Genomic DNA, 14,956 nt, shown 5'->3' on the forward strand with positions numbered 1-14,956 from the left:
GCGCCGCCCGGCGAACGGGCAGGCGGGGAACGATCGGGCGGGACGGTCAGCCGGGCGGCCAGTTGAGGCCACGGCCGCCGAGCACGTGGGCGTGCACGTGGAACACGGTCTGGCCGGCCTGCGCGCCGGTGTTGAACACGACCCGGTAGCCGGTCCCGGCGATGCCCTCGTCCACCGCCACCTGGTGGGCCTCGCGCACCAGTTCGGCGAGCAGCCCGGCGTCGGCCGCGGCGAGCTCGCCGGCGGTCGCGTGGTGCGCCCTCGGGATGACGAGCACGTGCGTGGGCGCCTGCGGGTTGATGTCGCGGAACGCCACCGTGCCCGCCGACTCCCGGACGATCTTGGCCGGCACGTCCCCGGAAACGATCTTGCAGAACAGGCAGTCGGTCATCCTTCTCCCCTCGCCGGCGGCCCGCGACCGCCCCGGAATCCTACCGAGACCCGCGAAGCATGGCTCCCGGCGGCCCGCACTGGATAAGGTTTTCGGCGATCAACCTTCCGTGGCGGTCGGCATCGCGTCCCGCTACTGGTTAGGGTTGTCAGCTCAGGGCGTACCCCCCGGTTCGCGACGCATTGCGGCGCGCCTGGATCGGGCGGGCGCGCCCTATCCACGCCGTTCCGAAGGCGACCGTACGAATGGGCGGCCGGGGGACGGCAAAGGTGGCGGACAGGTGACCGAGGCAAACCAGAACATGCCCTTTCGTAAACCCACCGACGAGGGTGCGCGTCCAACTGACGTGACCGAGACCCTCGTGGCCAGGGGCACGGCGGGGGCGGTGGCCGTCGCCTGGGATGCCGATCAGGCGGTGACCGCGCTCTACAGCGCCAACTATCGCTCGCTGGTAAGGCTCGCAGCCATGCTCGTGCGGGACGCCGGAACGGCCGAAGAGGTCGTCCAGGACGCGTTCGTCGCGATGCACGGCGGCTGGCGCCGGCTGCGCGACCCCGACAAGGCCCTTTCGTACCTGCGCCAGTCGGTGGTGAACCGGTCGCGATCGGTGCTCCGGCACCGCGCCGTCGTCGAGAAGTACGCCCCGAAGGGCCTGCCGGACGCGCCGAGCGCGGAGGCCGGGGCCATCGGGGAGCTGGAACGCTCGGCGGTCATCGACGCGCTGTCCCGGCTGCCCGCCCGCCAGCGGGAGGCGCTCGTCCTCCGCTACTACGCGGATCTGTCCGAAGCGGAGATCGCCAGCGCGATGGGCATCTCCCGCGGTGCCGTGAAGAGTCACACGGCACGCGGCATGACCGCGCTACGCAACGTCCTGGAGCAGTTCTCATGACCACCGACCCCCACGACGAGCACGGCGAGATCCTCCGCCGTGCCCTGAACGCGGAGGCGGACTCGGTCAACCCCGCGGGCGACGGCCTGGAGCGCATCCGGGCCCGCGTAGCCGACGGCTCCGGCCGCCGGTTCGGTCTCGGTCGGTTCGGCCCGGCCCGGTTCGGATTCGGGTTCGACCGGTTCACCGTCAACTGGGCGCGTCCCGTCCTCGCCGTGGCCGCCGCCGTGGCGATCGCCGGGCTCGGCGTGACCGCGCCGCAGACCATCGACCTCATCCAGCAGTCGGTGGGCAGCAACGGCTCGGCGGGCGGCGAACGCGACCACGCCGCCGGCGACCACACCGGCACCCAGGGCGACCCGGCGTCCCCCGGCCCGTCGACGCCGGGCGGCAGCACGTCCGGCTCCCCGAGCACCTCGGAGACGCCGAACTCCAGCTCCTCGCCGGGCCTGTCGTCCTGCGGCATCCAGCCGCCGCCCGAGTCGCCCACGATCGCGGCGTCCCCCGGGTCGGAGCCGACCGGGGCCGCGACGCCCAAGCCCTGCCCGAGCGGCAGCACGTCGCAGGCGCCGACCACGACGCCGACGCCGCCGACGTCCACGACGCCGGACCCGGGCAAGCCGACGCAGGAACCCTCGTCGCCCCCGCCGAGCGAAACCACGAAGAGCACCGAGCAGGGCGACGCCGCCGCCGGCACCCCCTGAGCGGGCCGCGAGCCCGCCGCCGCTACCAGCGGCCGGTCGCCGCCATCAGGACGGCGGCGGCCGCCACCCCCGCCGTCGACGTCCGCAGGACGGTCGGGCCGAGCCGGGCCGGGCGGCCTCCCGCCGCGGCGAACCGCTCCAGCTCCTCACCGGTGATGCCGCCCTCGGGCCCCACCACCACGACGATCTCGCCGTCCGCGGGCGGCTCCACGGTGCTGAGCCGCAGGTCGGCCTCCTCATGCAGGACCAGGGCCAGGGACGCCGCGGCGACCCGTCCGGCGACGTCGCCGGTGGACGCGAGCCCGGCGACCTGAGGCAGCCGGCTCCGCCTGGCCTGCTTGCCCGCCTCCCGGGCGGTGCCGCGCCAGCGCCCGAGGGCCTTCTCGCGGCGTTCCGGCCGCCACTGCGTGACGCAGCGCGCCGCCGACCACGGGACGATCTCGTCCACGCCCGCCTCGGTCATCGTCTCGACCGCCAGCTCCCCCCGGTCGCCCTTGGGGAGCGCCTGGACGACCACGATGCGCGGCGACGGCGGCGGCTGCCGGTGCCGTGCCAGCACGTCCAGCGTCAGGGACGCCCGGCCGGCCTCGGTGACGACGCATTCGGCCAGCAGGCCCTCGCCGTCGGTCAGGTCGACGCGCTCACCGGGCCGCAGCCGCCGCACGGCCGCGGCGTGCCGCCCCTCCGGGCCGTCCAGGACGACGCTCGCGCGTTCCAGCGCGTCCGACCCGGCGAGGAAAACCGGCGGGCTCATGGGCCTCCCTGGTCACCATGCGCGGAGTCGCCGCGGCGGCCCTCTTCGTAGGCCGCCGCCGCTGCTCTTCAGTGCTGGTTGAAGACGTCCTTGAGCCGCGAGAACACGCCGCGCTGCCCCGGCGCGAACCTGCCGGGCGGGCGCTCCTCGCCGCGCAGCGTCGCCAGGCGGCGCAGCAGCTCCTCCTGCTCCTCGTCGAGCCGTTCCGGCGTCTCCACGTTCACGTGGATCATCAGGTCGCCGCGGCCGCTCTCGTTCAGGTGCCGGACGCCCCGGTTGTAGAGCGTGATGACCTGCCCGGACTGCGTGCCGGGCTTGATGTCGACGCTCTCGGCCGCGTCGAGGGTCTCGATCGTGACGCTGGTGCCGAGCGCCGCCGCCGTCATCGGGATCTCGACCGTGCAGTGCAGGTCGTCGCCCTCCCGCTCGAAGATCGCATGCGGCTTCTCCGCGATCTCCAGGAACAGGTCGCCGGGCGGGCCGCCGCCGGGGCCGACCTCGCCCTCGCCGGCGAGCTGGATGTGGATGCCGTTCTCCACCCCGGCCGGGATCTTGACCTTGACGGTCCGCCGGGTACGGACCCGGCCGTCGCCCGAGCACTCGGTGCACGGGTTGCGGATCACCGAGCCGAAGCCGCCGCACGCCGGGCACGGCCGGGCCGTCATGACCTGGCCGAGGAACGAGCGCTGGACCTGCTGCACCTCGCCGCGCCCGTGGCACGTCTCGCAGGTGTCCGGGTGGGTGCCGGGCGCGCAGCCCGTCCCCTCGCAGCCGGTGCAGGCGACCGCGGTGTCGATGGACAGCTCCCGGGTCGTGCCGAAGGCCGTCTCGCTCAGGTCGAGCTCCACCCGCAGCGTCGCGTTGCGCCCGCGCCGCGCCCGCGACCGCGGGCCCCGGGACGCCGCGCTGCCGAAGAAGGCGTCCATGATGTCGCTGAACGGGAACCCGGCGCCGCCGAAGCCGCCGGCGCCTCCCGCGCCCGCGGACGCGAACGGGTCCGCGCCGAGGTCGTACATCTCGCGTTTCTTCGGGTCGGAGAGCACCTCGTACGCCTGGGTGATCTCCTTGAATCTGTCCTGGGTCTCCGGATCCGGGTTGACGTCCGGGTGGAGTTCCCGCGCGAGCCGGCGATATGCCTTCTTGACCTCGTCGGCGCTGGCGTCCCGCCGGACACCCAGGGCCGCGTAGTAGTCGTTTGCCACCTTACGACCCCGCCAGGATCTGTCCCACGTAGCGTGCCACTGCCCGTACCGCTCCCATCGTGCTGGGGTAATCCATGCGTGTAGGCCCGAGCACTCCCAGCCGGGCCAGAGTGAGGTCGCCCACGCCGTAGTCGGCGGCGACGACCGAAGTCGATCGGAGCCCCAGGTCGGGGTTCTCGGTGCCGATCCGCACCGTAACTGTAGAGGAATCGCCGGTCTCCCCGAGCAGCCGCATCAACACGACCTGCTCTTCGAGCGCCACGAGAACCTCCCTCAGGCTCGGTGAGAAGTCCACCGCGGCGAGGTTGGCCGCGCCGGCGAAGACGATCTTCTCTTCGTGCTTCTCGACGAGCGTCTCCAGCAGCACCGACAGCACCGAGGCCGCGAGCGGCCGGTCGTCCGGGACCACCTTGTCCGGCAGGTCCGCCACCGCCGTCGGCACCTCTCCGAGGCCGAGCCCGTCAAGGCACGTGTTGAGCAACGCCCGCAGGTGCCCGATCGATTCCTCGGAGACGTTGGCGCCCGTCTCGATGACCCGCTGCTCCACCCGCCCCGTGTCGGTGATCAGGACGAGCAGCAGCCGGCCCTCGGCGACCGGCACCAGTTCGACGTGCCGCACCGCCGAGCGGGTCAGCGACGGGTACTGCACCACCGCGACCTGCCGGGTGAGCTGCGCCAGCAGGCGCACCGTGCGGCCGACGACGTCGTCGAGGTCGTAGGCGCCGGACAGGAACGTCTCGATCGCGCGGCGCTCGGCGACCGACAGCGGCTTGATGTTGGACAGCCGGTCGACGAACAGCCGGTACCCCTTGTCGGTGGGGACCCGGCCGGCGCTGGTGTGCGGCTGGGCGATGTACCCCTGCTCCTCCAGCACCGCCATGTCGTTGCGGATGGTGGCCGAGGACACGCCGAGGTTGTGCCGGTCGACGAGGGCCTTGGACCCCACCGGCTCGTTGGTGGAGACGTAGTCCTCGACTATGGCGCGCAGGACCGCGAGCTTCCGGTCGTCCAGCACCGTGTCACCTCCTTCATCCCCTGCCATGGGCCCCCGATCGGCTCCTCGCCGGCGGCCCGTGCGGCGTTCCGCGCACGCGCTGCTGGCACTCATTACTCCCGAGTGCCAAGTGTACGGCCCGGAGGCCCCGGTCTGGAGTGCCCGCGCACAGCCCGCACGGCTGCGCGATCCTACCCTTAACGGACGCGGCCGCCACGCCGAGGGACGAGGGACGACACCGCGCGGGCGTCCCGCCGGGTTAATGTGCGGACCCGTGCAGAGCAAGGACTATGGAAACGATGTGCTGGCCGGCGACTGGCGCAGGCCCCGCAAAGGACAGATCCCCGAGATCCCGGCCGAGAACGGGCTGGTCGCCGAGGACCCCGGCAGCGGGTTCTGCGGCGCCGTCGTCGGCTGCGACAAGTTCGGCGTGACGCTTGAGGACCGGTTCGGCAAGCGGCGCGTGTTCCCGCTGGCCAAGTCCGGGTTCCTCATCGACGGCAAGCCCGTGACGCTCGTCCGGCCGGCCTCCGCGCCCCGGGGGGCCGCCCGCTCCGCGTCCGGCTCCATCGCCGTCCAGGGGGTGCGGGCCCAGGTGGCGAAGGAGAGCCGCATCTATGTGGAGGGCGTCCACGACGCCGAGCTGGTCGAGAAGATCTGGGGACACGACCTGCGGGTCGAGGGCGTCGTCGTGGAGTACCTCGAAGGCGTGGACGACCTGCCCGCCATCGTGGACGAGTTCGGCCCGGAGGAGGACCGCCGTCTCGGGGTCCTCGTCGACCACCTGGTGGACGGCTCCAAGGAGTCCCGGATCGCCGCCCAGGTCTCCTCACCTCACGTCCTGGTCACCGGGCACCCGTTCATCGACATCTGGGAAGCGGTGAAGCCCGCGTCCGTCGGCATCCGCGCCTGGCCGCGCATCCCCCGGGGCATCCCCTGGAAGGAGGGCGTCGTCGCAGAACTCGGCTGGGGCGACGACACGGGCGCGGCCTGGAAACGGATCCTGGGTTCGGTGAACGCCTTCACGGACCTGGAGCCCGCCCTCCTGGGCCGCGTGGAAGAGCTCATCGACTTCGTCACCGTCCCCCAGGCCGGCTAGGTCAGATCGCGGACGACGGCGTCGGCCAGAAGGCGCCCGCGCAGGGTGAGCACCGCACGGCCCTCCTCGTACGGCGCGGCCTCGATCAGGCCGTCACCGATCGCCCTGCGGACGGCCTTGCCGTCCAGGAGGCCGGCGGGGCAGCCCTGAGCGAGCCGGAGTTCGAGCATGACCCGCTCGATGTGCCGGTCGTCCTCGTCCAAGAGCTCCCTGGAGTGCGCGGGCGTGGTGCCCTCCGCGAGACGGGCGGCGTAGGCGGCGGGATGCTTGACGTTCCACCAGCGGGTCCCGCCGACATGGCTGTGCGCCCCGGGGCCGACACCCCACCAGTCGGCACCCGTCCAATAGAGCATGTTGTGCCGGCAGACGGCGCCGGGGTCGGCGGCCCAGTTGGAGATCTCATACCAGCGCAGCCCGTGCGCGCTCAGCATCTCATCGGCGATCAGGTACCGGTCGGCCATGGCGTCGTCGTCGGGCGCCGTCAGCTCGCCCCGCCTCACCTGCGCCGCCAGCCGGGTGCCCTCCTCGACGATCAGCGCGTACGCCGACACGTGATCGGGCTCCGCCTCCAGAGCCGCCTCCAGCGAGGCCCTCCAGTCGTCGTCGTTCTCCCCTGGCGTCCCGTAGATCAGGTCGAGGTTGATGTGGTCGAACCCGGCCTTGCGCGTCCACTCCACCACCTGCGGAACGCGCCCCGGCGTATGCGTGCGCTCCAGCACGGACAGGACATGCTCACGGGCGCTCTGCATGCCATACGAAACACGCGTGAACCCGACCTCCCGCAGCCTGTGCACGTACGCCTCGTCCACCGACTCGGGATTGGCCTCCGTAGTGACCTCCACGTGCGGAGCGAGGCCGAACTCCTCATCGATCGCGGTCAGGACACGACCCAGATCGTCCGGCGGCAGCAGAGTCGGCGTACCGCCGCCCACGAAAACCGTCTCGACGGGCAGATCCACGTCGCCCAGCACCCGCCGGGCCGACCGCACCTCACCGATGGCGGTGCCGACGTAGGAATCGCGGCTCGCGCCCGGCCCGAGCTCCGCCGCCGTATACGTGTTGAAGTCGCAGTACCCGCACCGCGTCACACAGAACGGCACATGCACATAGAACGCGAACGGCCGCTCCCCCAGCCCCGCCAAGGCACTACCGGGCAGCGAACCGTCGGCCGGTACAGGATCACCGTCAGGAAGAGTCGCAGGCACCCTTCAAGTCTGCCCCGTTCAACTCCCTGCTCTGTCCGGCGAGTCCTCCTTGAGCATCTCGCGGAGCCAGTCGGGGATGTGCTCCTCGCTCCGGGGGAAGCGGTCCAGGTCCAGAGCGTAGGCGGACGGGTTGAGAGGCGGGGTGAAGTCGGGCTCGCCGTCGTAGTCGAACTCGGCGCTGAAGTGGCCCGAACGGTCGATCTGCAGCCGGGCCGTGAACCAGGCGCCCTTGCCGCGCCGGTACATGACACGGCGAAGCTCGTCCATCTTGCCCACGGCCTGGCCGGGGGGCATGGCCGTGTGGCGTTCGCCGTCCGCGTCCTCGACCTCGAAGGAGGCGCTGTCGATGCCGACCGTCGCGCGGAACTTGAAGTCGAGCCGCTCCCAGCCCGAGGGGGCCGCGGACCGCAGCGCGCGCACTGCGCCGTTCACCGTCTCCCGTTCCTTCGGGGAACGCAGAACCTGCTCGGGGTGGGTCACGCTACCTCCGGGAGGTCGTCAGAGCCGCTTGATCGGCACGGTACCCAACCGACCGTACCGACAATGAGCCCTGAACAAACAAGGCAGCCCACCCGTGTCGTCTGCGAACTCACCAACATCACCACCGCCTCAGCCATGCGACCACCCCAGGTCTCGCGATCGCGTCCGAAGGCAGATTCGAGCATGCGAGAATCTGATCGCGCAGCGAGCCGCCAGGCGAGTCGGAGCGATGCCAGCGATCGCACGCGTTTCTCGACGATGGAGGGCCCCAAGGCCCGAAGGAGGAGAGAAACGCCATGAACACTGGAGGGCGCCCCGCGCCCGAAGGAGGAGGGCATTGCAAACAGAAAGAGCTCCTGCGCGGGTGGTGTTGTGCGGTGAGCCGGACGGGTGGCACTGCGTGGCGGTGGACGCTTCGGGGGTGGAGCGGCGTACGGATTTCGCCGGGGCGGGGACGCGCTGGCAGACGGACGCGGGGTCCGGGCCGGAGCCCGCGTGGTGGAGGCGGCGCCTGGCGGAGACGGCTGAGGGCCTGCGCGAGGTCGTCGCGGAACGGCTGACCGACGCGACGTTCCGCGATCTCGGCGTCGAGGCCGTCATCACCTGGTTCGCGGTGGACGAGCCCGTCATGTGGGAGGGCCTGGTCACGCTGCGGGAGGCCGATCCCGCGCGGTTCCCGGGCCAGGTCGCGCCGTTCGCCATCACGCTCGAACCGGGCCGGGGCGCGCTGCTCCCGGACGCGAGCCTGCTGTTCTCGACGCGGGCGCAGGACGCATGGAGCACGCTCGCCGCGGTCGCGGAGCGTTGCGGGACGCGTCCGCCGACGTCGCAGTTCCTGTGCGGTTGGGCCGGTCACCGCAGCGTCCGGGTGGGGCGCGGGAGGCTGGCCCTGTCCACCGGCCGGGGTGAGGACGGCGTGGAGCGGCTCGCCGAGATCTGCGCGACGCGGCCGCCCGGCTGGAGCGGGAACCCGGAGATGCGGCTGCGGTTCGAGAGCGTCGAGCTGCTCGACGAGCCCGCTGAGGACGTGGTGGCGCTGCTGCGGGAACTCGGGCACGAGGTCGTCCGGCGGGGGCGCACCGCGCGGCTCGCCGCGGCGGGGCTCACGCTCTACGAACCCGACGGCGCCGACGCCGCCGCGGAGCGGTTCACCGGCGTGTCCCTCCGGCCGCCGTCCGCGGCGGGGCCGATGCGGAGCCCGCTGCAAACGCGGGCCGGACGGGCCTGACGGCCCGCTGCCGGACAACGACGAACCCGACACCGACGGGGGACCGGGCCGTCACCGGATCGCGACCCGGCCGGTCTAGGTTCGGCGATCATGAGAAGCCGTGTGCGCCGAGGCGTGCTCGTACTGACCGGTGCCGCCCTCGCCGGCGCTCCCCTGGTCCCCGCCGGGCCCGCCGGGGCCTCCGGGCCGGGGACGATCATCGTCGACCGCGGCGGGCCCGCCCGGTCGCTGGCGTTCACCGCGGCGCGGGACGGGGAGGCCGTGATCTCCTTCGCCGCGTCCGCCCCGGGCGTCTCCTGGGGCCGCGAGGGCGCCGAGTCCGCCGTCGTGTCGATCGCGGTGGACGGGCGGCATGTCACCGACCTGGTCGTGCCGTCGTCCGACCCGGTGGCCCGGAGCCTCGGGCTCGGTCACGTCCGGGAGGGCGAGCACAGGGTGACGCTGCGGTTCGCCGAGGGCAGCGCCCCGGCCGCCGAACGGGTCAGGCTGGGACGCACCCGCGTGCGGATGCCGTCCGCCGGCGCCGTCGTGCTGCGGCACGCGCCCATCGTCGTCGGGCGGACGGGCTGGCCGTTCGGCGACCCCTACCAGAACGCCACCACCGACACGCCGCTGACCGCGTGGCACGAGACGCGGCCCGCGGCCACGCCCGGGCACCGGATCATCGAGTACTCGATGGTGTGGAGCAACGAGGACGGCGGCACCGACACGCCGGCGCTGATGGCCCGCTGGGGCCGCACGACCGACATCGAGTGGGTGTACCGGGTGGAGGTGGACGGGTCCGGGCGGCGCGTGGACGGCACCGCCGTCTACCAGGCGCCGCTGCACCTGACGTTCCGGTTCACGGGCCGCTTCGAGGGCGATCACCCGGTGCTGCAGACGTGCACGCACAACAACAACATGTGCGACGTCGTCTCGCCGGATCCGCCGCTGCGCTTCCTGCTCGACACGTCCCGGACCCGTCCGGCCGGACGGGCCCGCGAGGCCGTCATGGACCGCGAACCCTGGACGTACCGCGTCGCGGCGCAGGAGATGGTCCGCGAGGGCAAGATCGAGCGGCCGTCCGATCCGGCTACGCGCGAGGTCGGCGACCAGCGGACGTACCTGTTCGCCGAGTTCGCCAAGACGACCGGCGCGGCGACCGCGTGGGGCTCGGTGCCGGGGGTGGCGCTCGGCGTCCGCCTGAAGTCCGATCCGGCGACGCTCTACCGCTCCGACCACGATCAGCCCACCTGGTCGGCCGAACGTGACGGCGCCGTCGCCACCACCGTCGAACTCCCGGAGGGAACGGAGGTCTCCGACATCGCGGCGGTCGAGGCGCTGCGCCGTGCGACGGGAATCGGCGACAACGGCGCGCCGGCCACGGTCACCGCGATCAACCGGGGGTTCTTCCTGGACGAGTCGTACCTGCCGCAGCCGTCGTCCATCGAATGGCGGGGTTCGGTGACGCTCACGCGGGAGAGCCCGTCGGCCGTCCTCTGGCGCCCCGGGCCCGCCTGACCGGCGGTCGTGGCGCGAAACGGCCACGGTCCGGCGAAAGCGAGGAGCCACCCGAACTCCGGGCGCGTCCAAGGAGTCATACACTTCGCCAAGAAGTGCACAGCGAACACAGGAGAGGACTTCCGCCATGGGCTACGGGCCTCCCCCGTCGCACGGTCAGGGGCAGCAGCCGGGATGGCAGCAGCAGGCCCCGTGGCAGCAGCCCGGAAACGCCTGGCAGCAGCCCCATCAGCAGGGCGGCTCGGCATGGCAGCAGCAGCCGCAGCAGCAGGGCGGGGGCACCGCCCAGATGCCCGCCGACTTCGGCCCCGTCTCCCACGACGACAAGACGTGGTCGCTGATGGCGTACGTGGGCCAGTTCCTCATCGGTGCGATCGCCCCCGCCATCGTCTACGTCGGCAAGGCACGCTCACCGTTCGTGCGCAGGCACGCCGCGCAGGGCCTCAACATGGGGCTCGCGGCGATCGCCGTGTGGTTCGTCGGCCTGCTGCTGTCGCTGGCGGTCGAGGTGCTCATCTGGGCGCCGCTGCTGTTCACGGCCGCCGTGATGTTCTACCTCGTCTACGCGGGAAGGGCCGCCAACCGCGGCGAGTTCCGGGCCGTGCCGCCCGTCGTGGCCTGGCCGATTCTGAAGAAGTAGGCCCGTGCCGGGGCCGGGCCGTGCGGATGCGCGGTCCGGCCCGCGTGGCTACTTGCGGCCCTTGTCGGTGGGCTCGCCGCCGCTGGTGGACAGCGCCGCGACGAACGCCTCCTGCGGGACGTCCACCCGCCCGATGGTCTTCATCCGCTTCTTGCCCTCCTTCTGCCTCTCCAGCAGCTTGCGCTTGCGGGAGATGTCGCCGCCGTAGCACTTGGCGAGGACGTCCTTGCGGATGGCGCGGATGTTCTCACGGGCGATGATCCGGGCGCCGATCGCCGCCTGGATGGGCACCTCGTACTGCTGCCGCGGGATGAGCTCCTTGAGCTTGGACGTCATCATCAGCCCGTACTCGCGGGACTTGTCCCGGTGGACGATCTGGCTGAACGCGTCCACCGACTCGCCCTGCAGCAGGATGTCGACCTTCACCAGGTCCGACTCCTGCTCCCCGCTGGGCTCGTAGTCCAGCGTCGCGTAGCCGCGGGTCTTCGACTTCAGCTGGTCGAAGAAGTCGAAGATGATCTCGGCGAGCGGCAGCGTGTAGCGGATCTCGACGCGATCCTCCGACAGGTAGTCCATGCCGAGCAGCACCCCGCGGCGGCCCTGGCACAGCTCCATGATCGCGCCGATGTGCTCGGCCGGGCTCAGCAGCGTCGTCCGCACCACCGGCTCGTACACCGTGGCGATCTTGCCCTCGGGGAACTCGCTGGGGTTGGTGACGATGTGCTCCGTCTCGTCCTCCATCACCACGCGGTACACGACGTTCGGCGCGGTCGAGATCAGCGTGAGGTCGAACTCGCGCTCCAGCCGCTCCCGGACGATCTCCATGTGCAGCAGGCCGAGGAAACCGCAGCGGAACCCGAACCCGAGCGCCGCCGACGTCTCCGGCTCGTAGACCAGCGCGGCGTCGTTCAGCCGCAGCTTGTCCAGCGCGTCGCGCAGCTCCGGATACTGGTCGCCGTCCATCGGGTAGAGGCCGGAGAACACCATCGGCTTCGGGTCGCGGTAGCCGCCGAGCGCCTCGGGCGCCCGCCGCGACGCGCCGGTCACGGTGTCGCCGACGCGCGCCTGCCGGACGTCCTTCACCCCGGTGATCAGGTAGCCGACCTCGCCGACGCCGAGGCCCTGCACCGGCTTCGGCTCCGGGGCGATGACGCCGACCTCCAGGGTCTCGTGCGCGGCCCCGGTCGCCATCATCATGCTCTTCTCGCGCCGCGACAGCCGCCCGTCCATGATCCGGATGTAGGTCACCACGCCGCGGTAGGTGTCGTACACCGAGTCGAAGATCAGCGCGCGGGCGGGGCCGTCGGGGTCGCCGACCGGCGCCGGCACCTCCTCGACGATCTTGTCGAGCAGCTCGCGGACGCCCTCGCCGGTCTTGCCCGACACGCGCAGCACGTCCGACGGCTCGCAGCCGATGATCCCGGCCAGCTCCTCGGCGTACTTGTCCGGCTGCGCCGCCGGCAGGTCGATCTTGTTGAGGACGGGGATCAGGTGCAGGTCCGCCTCGAGCGCCAGGTACAGGTTGGCGAGCGTCTGCGCCTCGATGCCCTGCGCCGCGTCCACCAGCAGGACCGCGCCCTCGCACGCCGCGAGCGACCTCGACACCTCGTAGGAGAAGTCGACGTGCCCGGGGGTGTCGATCAGGTTCAGGACGTGGTCGGTGCCGCCGGCCGTCCAGGGCAGCCGGACCGCCTGGCTCTTGATCGTGATGCCGCGCTCGCGCTCGATGTCCATGCGGTCGAGGTACTGGGCGCGCATCTGGCGCCCCTCGACCACACCCGTCAACTGCAGCATCCGGTCCGCGAGAGTCGACTTTCCATGGTCGATGTGCGCGATGATGCAGAAGTTGCGGATGATCGCGGGATCGGTCTTGTCAGGCTCGGGCGCTGCCACCGGGGTCCGTTCGCAAAAACTCACTGACGGGCAAGGACATGTGTACTCCCATGGTCCCATGCCGGACTCGATGCTCCGTGCACGAACCCGGTTTGGGGAGGGGCCTGGAGCTTGGTAGGCTATGCGACTGCGTGTGGCGTAGCGTCGTGCCCCGGGGGGTACCGTCCCGCCCCCGTTCAGACCCTTCGTCAGAGCCTGCCGTCCGCGCAGGCGAGGATCGCGACCAAGCTGAGGCACTACAGACGTGGCTAACATCAAGTCCCAGATCAAGCGCAACAAGCAGAACGAGAAGGCCCGGCTGCGCAACAAGGCCGTCAAGTCCGAGCTGAAGACTGCGATCCGCAAGTTCCGCGAGGCCGCCGACGCCGGCAACGTCGAGGGCGCCGTCGCCGCGCAGCAGCACGCCGCGCGCAAGCTGGACAAGGCCGTGAGCAAGGGCGTCATCCACAAGAACCAGGCCGCCAACCGCAAGTCGGCCATCGCCAAGCGCGCCTCCGCGCTGCAGGCGGCCAAGTAAGAGCCGCACGCACGGGGCCGGCCGGTGACGCGCCGGCCCCGACGCATGTCCATGGACGAGCGGCGCGCGGTGACGATCTCCAAGTACCTCGCCCGGCATCTGCGGCACCGCCCCGGGCGGATCGGCCTCACCCTCGACTCCGGAGGCTGGGCCGGCGTCACCGAACTGCTCGCGGCCGCCGCCCGGCACGGTTTCCCGCTCACCCGCGCCGAACTCGAACACGTCGTCGCGGTCAACGACAAGAAGCGCTACGTCATCGACGGCGAGCGCATCCGGGCCGTCCAGGGGCATTCGATACAGGTCGATCTCGACCTGCCCTCGGCGTCCCCGCCCGAATCGCTCTACCACGGCACCGTGCGAGGTTCCGTGGAATCGATCCTGCGCGACGGTCTCCTGCCCATGGGGCGGCACGCCGTCCACCTCTCCCCCGACCGTGAGACGGCCCGGCGCGTCGGCGCCCGCCGCGGCGAACCCGTCGTCCTGGTCGTCCAGGCCGCGCGGATGGCCGCCGACGGGCACGAGTTCCGCGTCAGCGCGAACGGGGTGTGGCTCGCCGGCCTCGTCCCGCCGGAATATCTGCGCGAATGACCTCGGCGGCCGCCCAGTCGGGGATGTGCCGCACCCATCCGGGCCCTTCCTTCGGCCCGAACAGGTACCGGTGGGGGACGACGTCCCGGATGGCCCGGTGCACGTCCAGCCGGTCGTCGATCATGTGGGTGATCGCGAGTTCGCGGCAGTGCCGCGCTTTCTCCTCTCGCTTCCGGCAGAACCGGACGTTCTCTCTGGGCAGCCCCGTCCGCGCATAGAAGTCGTGGTGGTCGAGCCAGGCCAATGTCCGCTTCCGCACGCGGTCGCCGCACTTGGAGATGATCCAGGCCCGTCCGCCGAAGTCCTCGATCAGCCCCGGCAGGACCTCGTACACGCCCCGGGTCGCGGGTGAGGCGAGCGCGTCCTCGAAGCTCCCGCCGAGGAACGCGGTGTCGTCGTCGCCGGGGGCCAGGAGCCCGCCGTGAATGACCCGGCCGAAATCGACGCCGAGCCGAGGTTCGATGTTCATGCCTCAACCCTCGGTCCCGCGCTCCTCAAGCAGAACTATTGATCGGTCCTGAAGCTATAGTCGTCATCTATGGAGATGAGCCGCCTCTCGACCGACGCGCTCGCCTCGTTCGCCGTGTTCGCCGACCACCTCAACTTCACGCGGGCCGCCGAAGACCTGCACATCTCCCAGCCCTCCCTCCACGTCAAGGTGCAGAAACTCGCCGAGACCCTCGGCCGCCCCCTCTACACCAGACACGGCCGCCGGCTGGCCCTGACGCCCGCCGGGGAACAGGTCGCCCGCTTCGCCCGTGACCTCGACGCCCGCGTGGGCGCGTTCCTCGCCGACGTCCACGGCACCGCCCCCACCCGCGTCCCGGCCCTCGCCGCCGGCGAAGGCGCCTACCTCTACCTGCTCGGCGACG

The 14,956-nt window shown here is 71.8% G+C and carries 17 protein-coding genes; 9 read left to right on the forward strand and 8 right to left on the reverse strand.

The annotated features are described in order from the left end of the window. Positions 1-46: 46 nt before the first annotated feature. Entirely contained in the window at positions 47-391 is a 345-nt protein-coding gene (locus tag E1285_RS11285; protein ID WP_132150913.1) for a histidine triad nucleotide-binding protein, read from the reverse strand. 346 nt (positions 392-737) lie between these two features. On the opposite strand from E1285_RS11285, the gene E1285_RS11290 reads away from it, so the two are divergent. Beyond that, on the forward strand, positions 738-1,280 hold the full coding sequence (locus E1285_RS11290; RefSeq protein ID WP_229808129.1) for a SigE family RNA polymerase sigma factor: 543 nt from the start codon (positions 738-740) through the stop codon (positions 1,278-1,280). Further along, the gene (locus E1285_RS11295) at positions 1,277-1,984 is read left to right on the forward strand and encodes a hypothetical protein (RefSeq protein ID WP_132150915.1); all 708 of its coding nucleotides are present in this window, start codon (positions 1,277-1,279) and stop codon (positions 1,982-1,984) included. The genes E1285_RS11290 and E1285_RS11295 overlap by 4 nt, the downstream gene beginning before the upstream one ends. Before the next feature lie 22 nt (positions 1,985-2,006). Here the strand turns inward: E1285_RS11295 and E1285_RS11300 are convergent, their stop codons facing one another. The 3 genes from E1285_RS11300 to hrcA all read right to left on the reverse strand — a co-directional run bounded on the left by E1285_RS11300 (position 2,007) and on the right by hrcA (position 4,955). After that, on the reverse strand, positions 2,007-2,738 hold the full coding sequence (locus E1285_RS11300; protein ID WP_132150917.1) for a 16S rRNA (uracil(1498)-N(3))-methyltransferase: 732 nt from the start codon (positions 2,736-2,738) through the stop codon (positions 2,007-2,009). A 68-nt stretch (positions 2,739-2,806) separates the two neighbouring features. Next, a complete protein-coding gene (gene dnaJ / locus E1285_RS11305; protein WP_132150919.1) occupies positions 2,807-3,940 on the reverse strand; it encodes a molecular chaperone DnaJ in 1,134 nt (377 codons plus the stop codon). Between the two features lies 1 nt (position 3,941). Continuing rightward, on the reverse strand, positions 3,942-4,955 hold the full coding sequence (hrcA, locus tag E1285_RS11310; protein ID WP_132150921.1) for a heat-inducible transcriptional repressor HrcA: 1,014 nt from the start codon (positions 4,953-4,955) through the stop codon (positions 3,942-3,944). 253 nt (positions 4,956-5,208) lie between these two features. Between hrcA and E1285_RS11315 the strand changes: the two genes are divergently transcribed. Beyond that, the gene (locus E1285_RS11315) at positions 5,209-6,033 is read left to right on the forward strand and encodes a DUF3097 domain-containing protein (RefSeq protein ID WP_132150923.1); all 825 of its coding nucleotides are present in this window, start codon (positions 5,209-5,211) and stop codon (positions 6,031-6,033) included. On the opposite strand, the gene hemW is transcribed toward E1285_RS11315, so the two are convergent. Together hemW and E1285_RS11325 are read right to left on the reverse strand one after the other, a co-directional pair. Further along, positions 6,030-7,238, reverse strand: a complete 1,209-nt coding sequence (hemW, locus tag E1285_RS11320; RefSeq protein WP_132150926.1) for a radical SAM family heme chaperone HemW — start codon at positions 7,236-7,238, stop codon at positions 6,030-6,032. The genes E1285_RS11315 and hemW overlap by 4 nt on opposite strands. A gap of 18 nt (positions 7,239-7,256) precedes the next feature. After that, positions 7,257-7,718: a hypothetical protein gene (locus E1285_RS11325; protein ID WP_132150928.1), complete on the reverse strand. Its 462-nt coding sequence runs from the start codon at positions 7,716-7,718 to the stop codon at positions 7,257-7,259. Positions 7,719-8,139: 421 nt separating this feature from the next. Between E1285_RS11325 and E1285_RS11330 the strand changes: the two genes are divergently transcribed. The 3 genes from E1285_RS11330 to E1285_RS11340 all read left to right on the forward strand — a co-directional run bounded on the left by E1285_RS11330 (position 8,140) and on the right by E1285_RS11340 (position 11,086). After that, positions 8,140-8,946: a hypothetical protein gene (locus E1285_RS11330; RefSeq protein ID WP_165966558.1), complete on the forward strand. Its 807-nt coding sequence runs from the start codon at positions 8,140-8,142 to the stop codon at positions 8,944-8,946. 90 nt (positions 8,947-9,036) lie between these two features. Then, positions 9,037-10,446 (forward strand): hypothetical protein, encoded by a 1,410-nt coding sequence (locus tag E1285_RS11335; RefSeq protein ID WP_132150932.1) that lies wholly within the window; start codon positions 9,037-9,039, stop codon positions 10,444-10,446. A gap of 127 nt (positions 10,447-10,573) precedes the next feature. Further along, positions 10,574-11,086 carry a DUF4870 domain-containing protein gene (locus E1285_RS11340; RefSeq protein WP_132150934.1) on the forward strand — a complete coding sequence of 171 codons (513 nt, stop codon included), beginning with the start codon at positions 10,574-10,576 and terminating at the stop codon, positions 11,084-11,086. Between the two features lie 48 nt (positions 11,087-11,134). Here the strand turns inward: E1285_RS11340 and lepA are convergent, their stop codons facing one another. Next, a complete protein-coding gene (lepA, locus tag E1285_RS11345) occupies positions 11,135-12,979 on the reverse strand; it encodes a translation elongation factor 4 (protein WP_132150936.1) in 1,845 nt (614 codons plus the stop codon). Between the two features lie 244 nt (positions 12,980-13,223). On the opposite strand from lepA, the gene rpsT reads away from it, so the two are divergent. Together rpsT and E1285_RS11355 are read left to right on the forward strand one after the other, a co-directional pair. After that, positions 13,224-13,496, forward strand: coding sequence for a 30S ribosomal protein S20 (gene rpsT / locus E1285_RS11350; RefSeq protein ID WP_132150938.1), 273 nt, complete (start codon positions 13,224-13,226; stop codon positions 13,494-13,496). Positions 13,497-13,547: 51 nt separating this feature from the next. Further along, positions 13,548-14,084, forward strand: coding sequence for an RNA 2'-phosphotransferase (locus E1285_RS11355; RefSeq protein ID WP_132150949.1), 537 nt, complete (start codon positions 13,548-13,550; stop codon positions 14,082-14,084). Here the strand turns inward: E1285_RS11355 and E1285_RS11360 are convergent. After that, a complete protein-coding gene (locus E1285_RS11360) occupies positions 14,026-14,553 on the reverse strand; it encodes a hypothetical protein (RefSeq protein ID WP_132150940.1) in 528 nt (175 codons plus the stop codon). The genes E1285_RS11355 and E1285_RS11360 overlap by 59 nt on opposite strands. Positions 14,554-14,622: 69 nt before the next feature. On the opposite strand from E1285_RS11360, the gene E1285_RS11365 reads away from it, so the two are divergent. After that, positions 14,623-14,956 (forward strand): LysR family transcriptional regulator (locus E1285_RS11365; protein WP_132150942.1); only part of this gene is annotated, 334 nt, incomplete at its 3' end.

Origin of the sequence: Actinomadura sp. 7K507, assembly GCF_004348425.1 — a bacterium.
Lineage (GTDB): Bacteria > Actinomycetota > Actinomycetes > Streptosporangiales > Streptosporangiaceae > Spirillospora.

Excerpts from the sequence above, each read along its gene's own strand:
- E1285_RS11285 (WP_132150913.1), bottom strand. The coding sequence starts at position 391 with ATGACCGACTGCCTGTTCTGCAAGATCGTTTCCGGGGACGTGCCGGCC.
- E1285_RS11295 (WP_132150915.1), top strand. The coding sequence starts at position 1,277 with ATGACCACCGACCCCCACGACGAGCACGGCGAGATCCTCCGCCGTGCC.
- E1285_RS11300 (WP_132150917.1), bottom strand. The coding sequence starts at position 2,738 with ATGAGCCCGCCGGTTTTCCTCGCCGGGTCGGACGCGCTGGAACGCGCG.
- E1285_RS11335 (WP_132150932.1), top strand. The coding sequence starts at position 9,037 with ATGAGAAGCCGTGTGCGCCGAGGCGTGCTCGTACTGACCGGTGCCGCC.
- E1285_RS11340 (WP_132150934.1), top strand. The coding sequence starts at position 10,574 with ATGGGCTACGGGCCTCCCCCGTCGCACGGTCAGGGGCAGCAGCCGGGA.
- E1285_RS11355 (WP_132150949.1), top strand. The coding sequence starts at position 13,548 with ATGGACGAGCGGCGCGCGGTGACGATCTCCAAGTACCTCGCCCGGCAT.
- E1285_RS11360 (WP_132150940.1), bottom strand. The coding sequence starts at position 14,553 with ATGAACATCGAACCTCGGCTCGGCGTCGATTTCGGCCGGGTCATTCAC.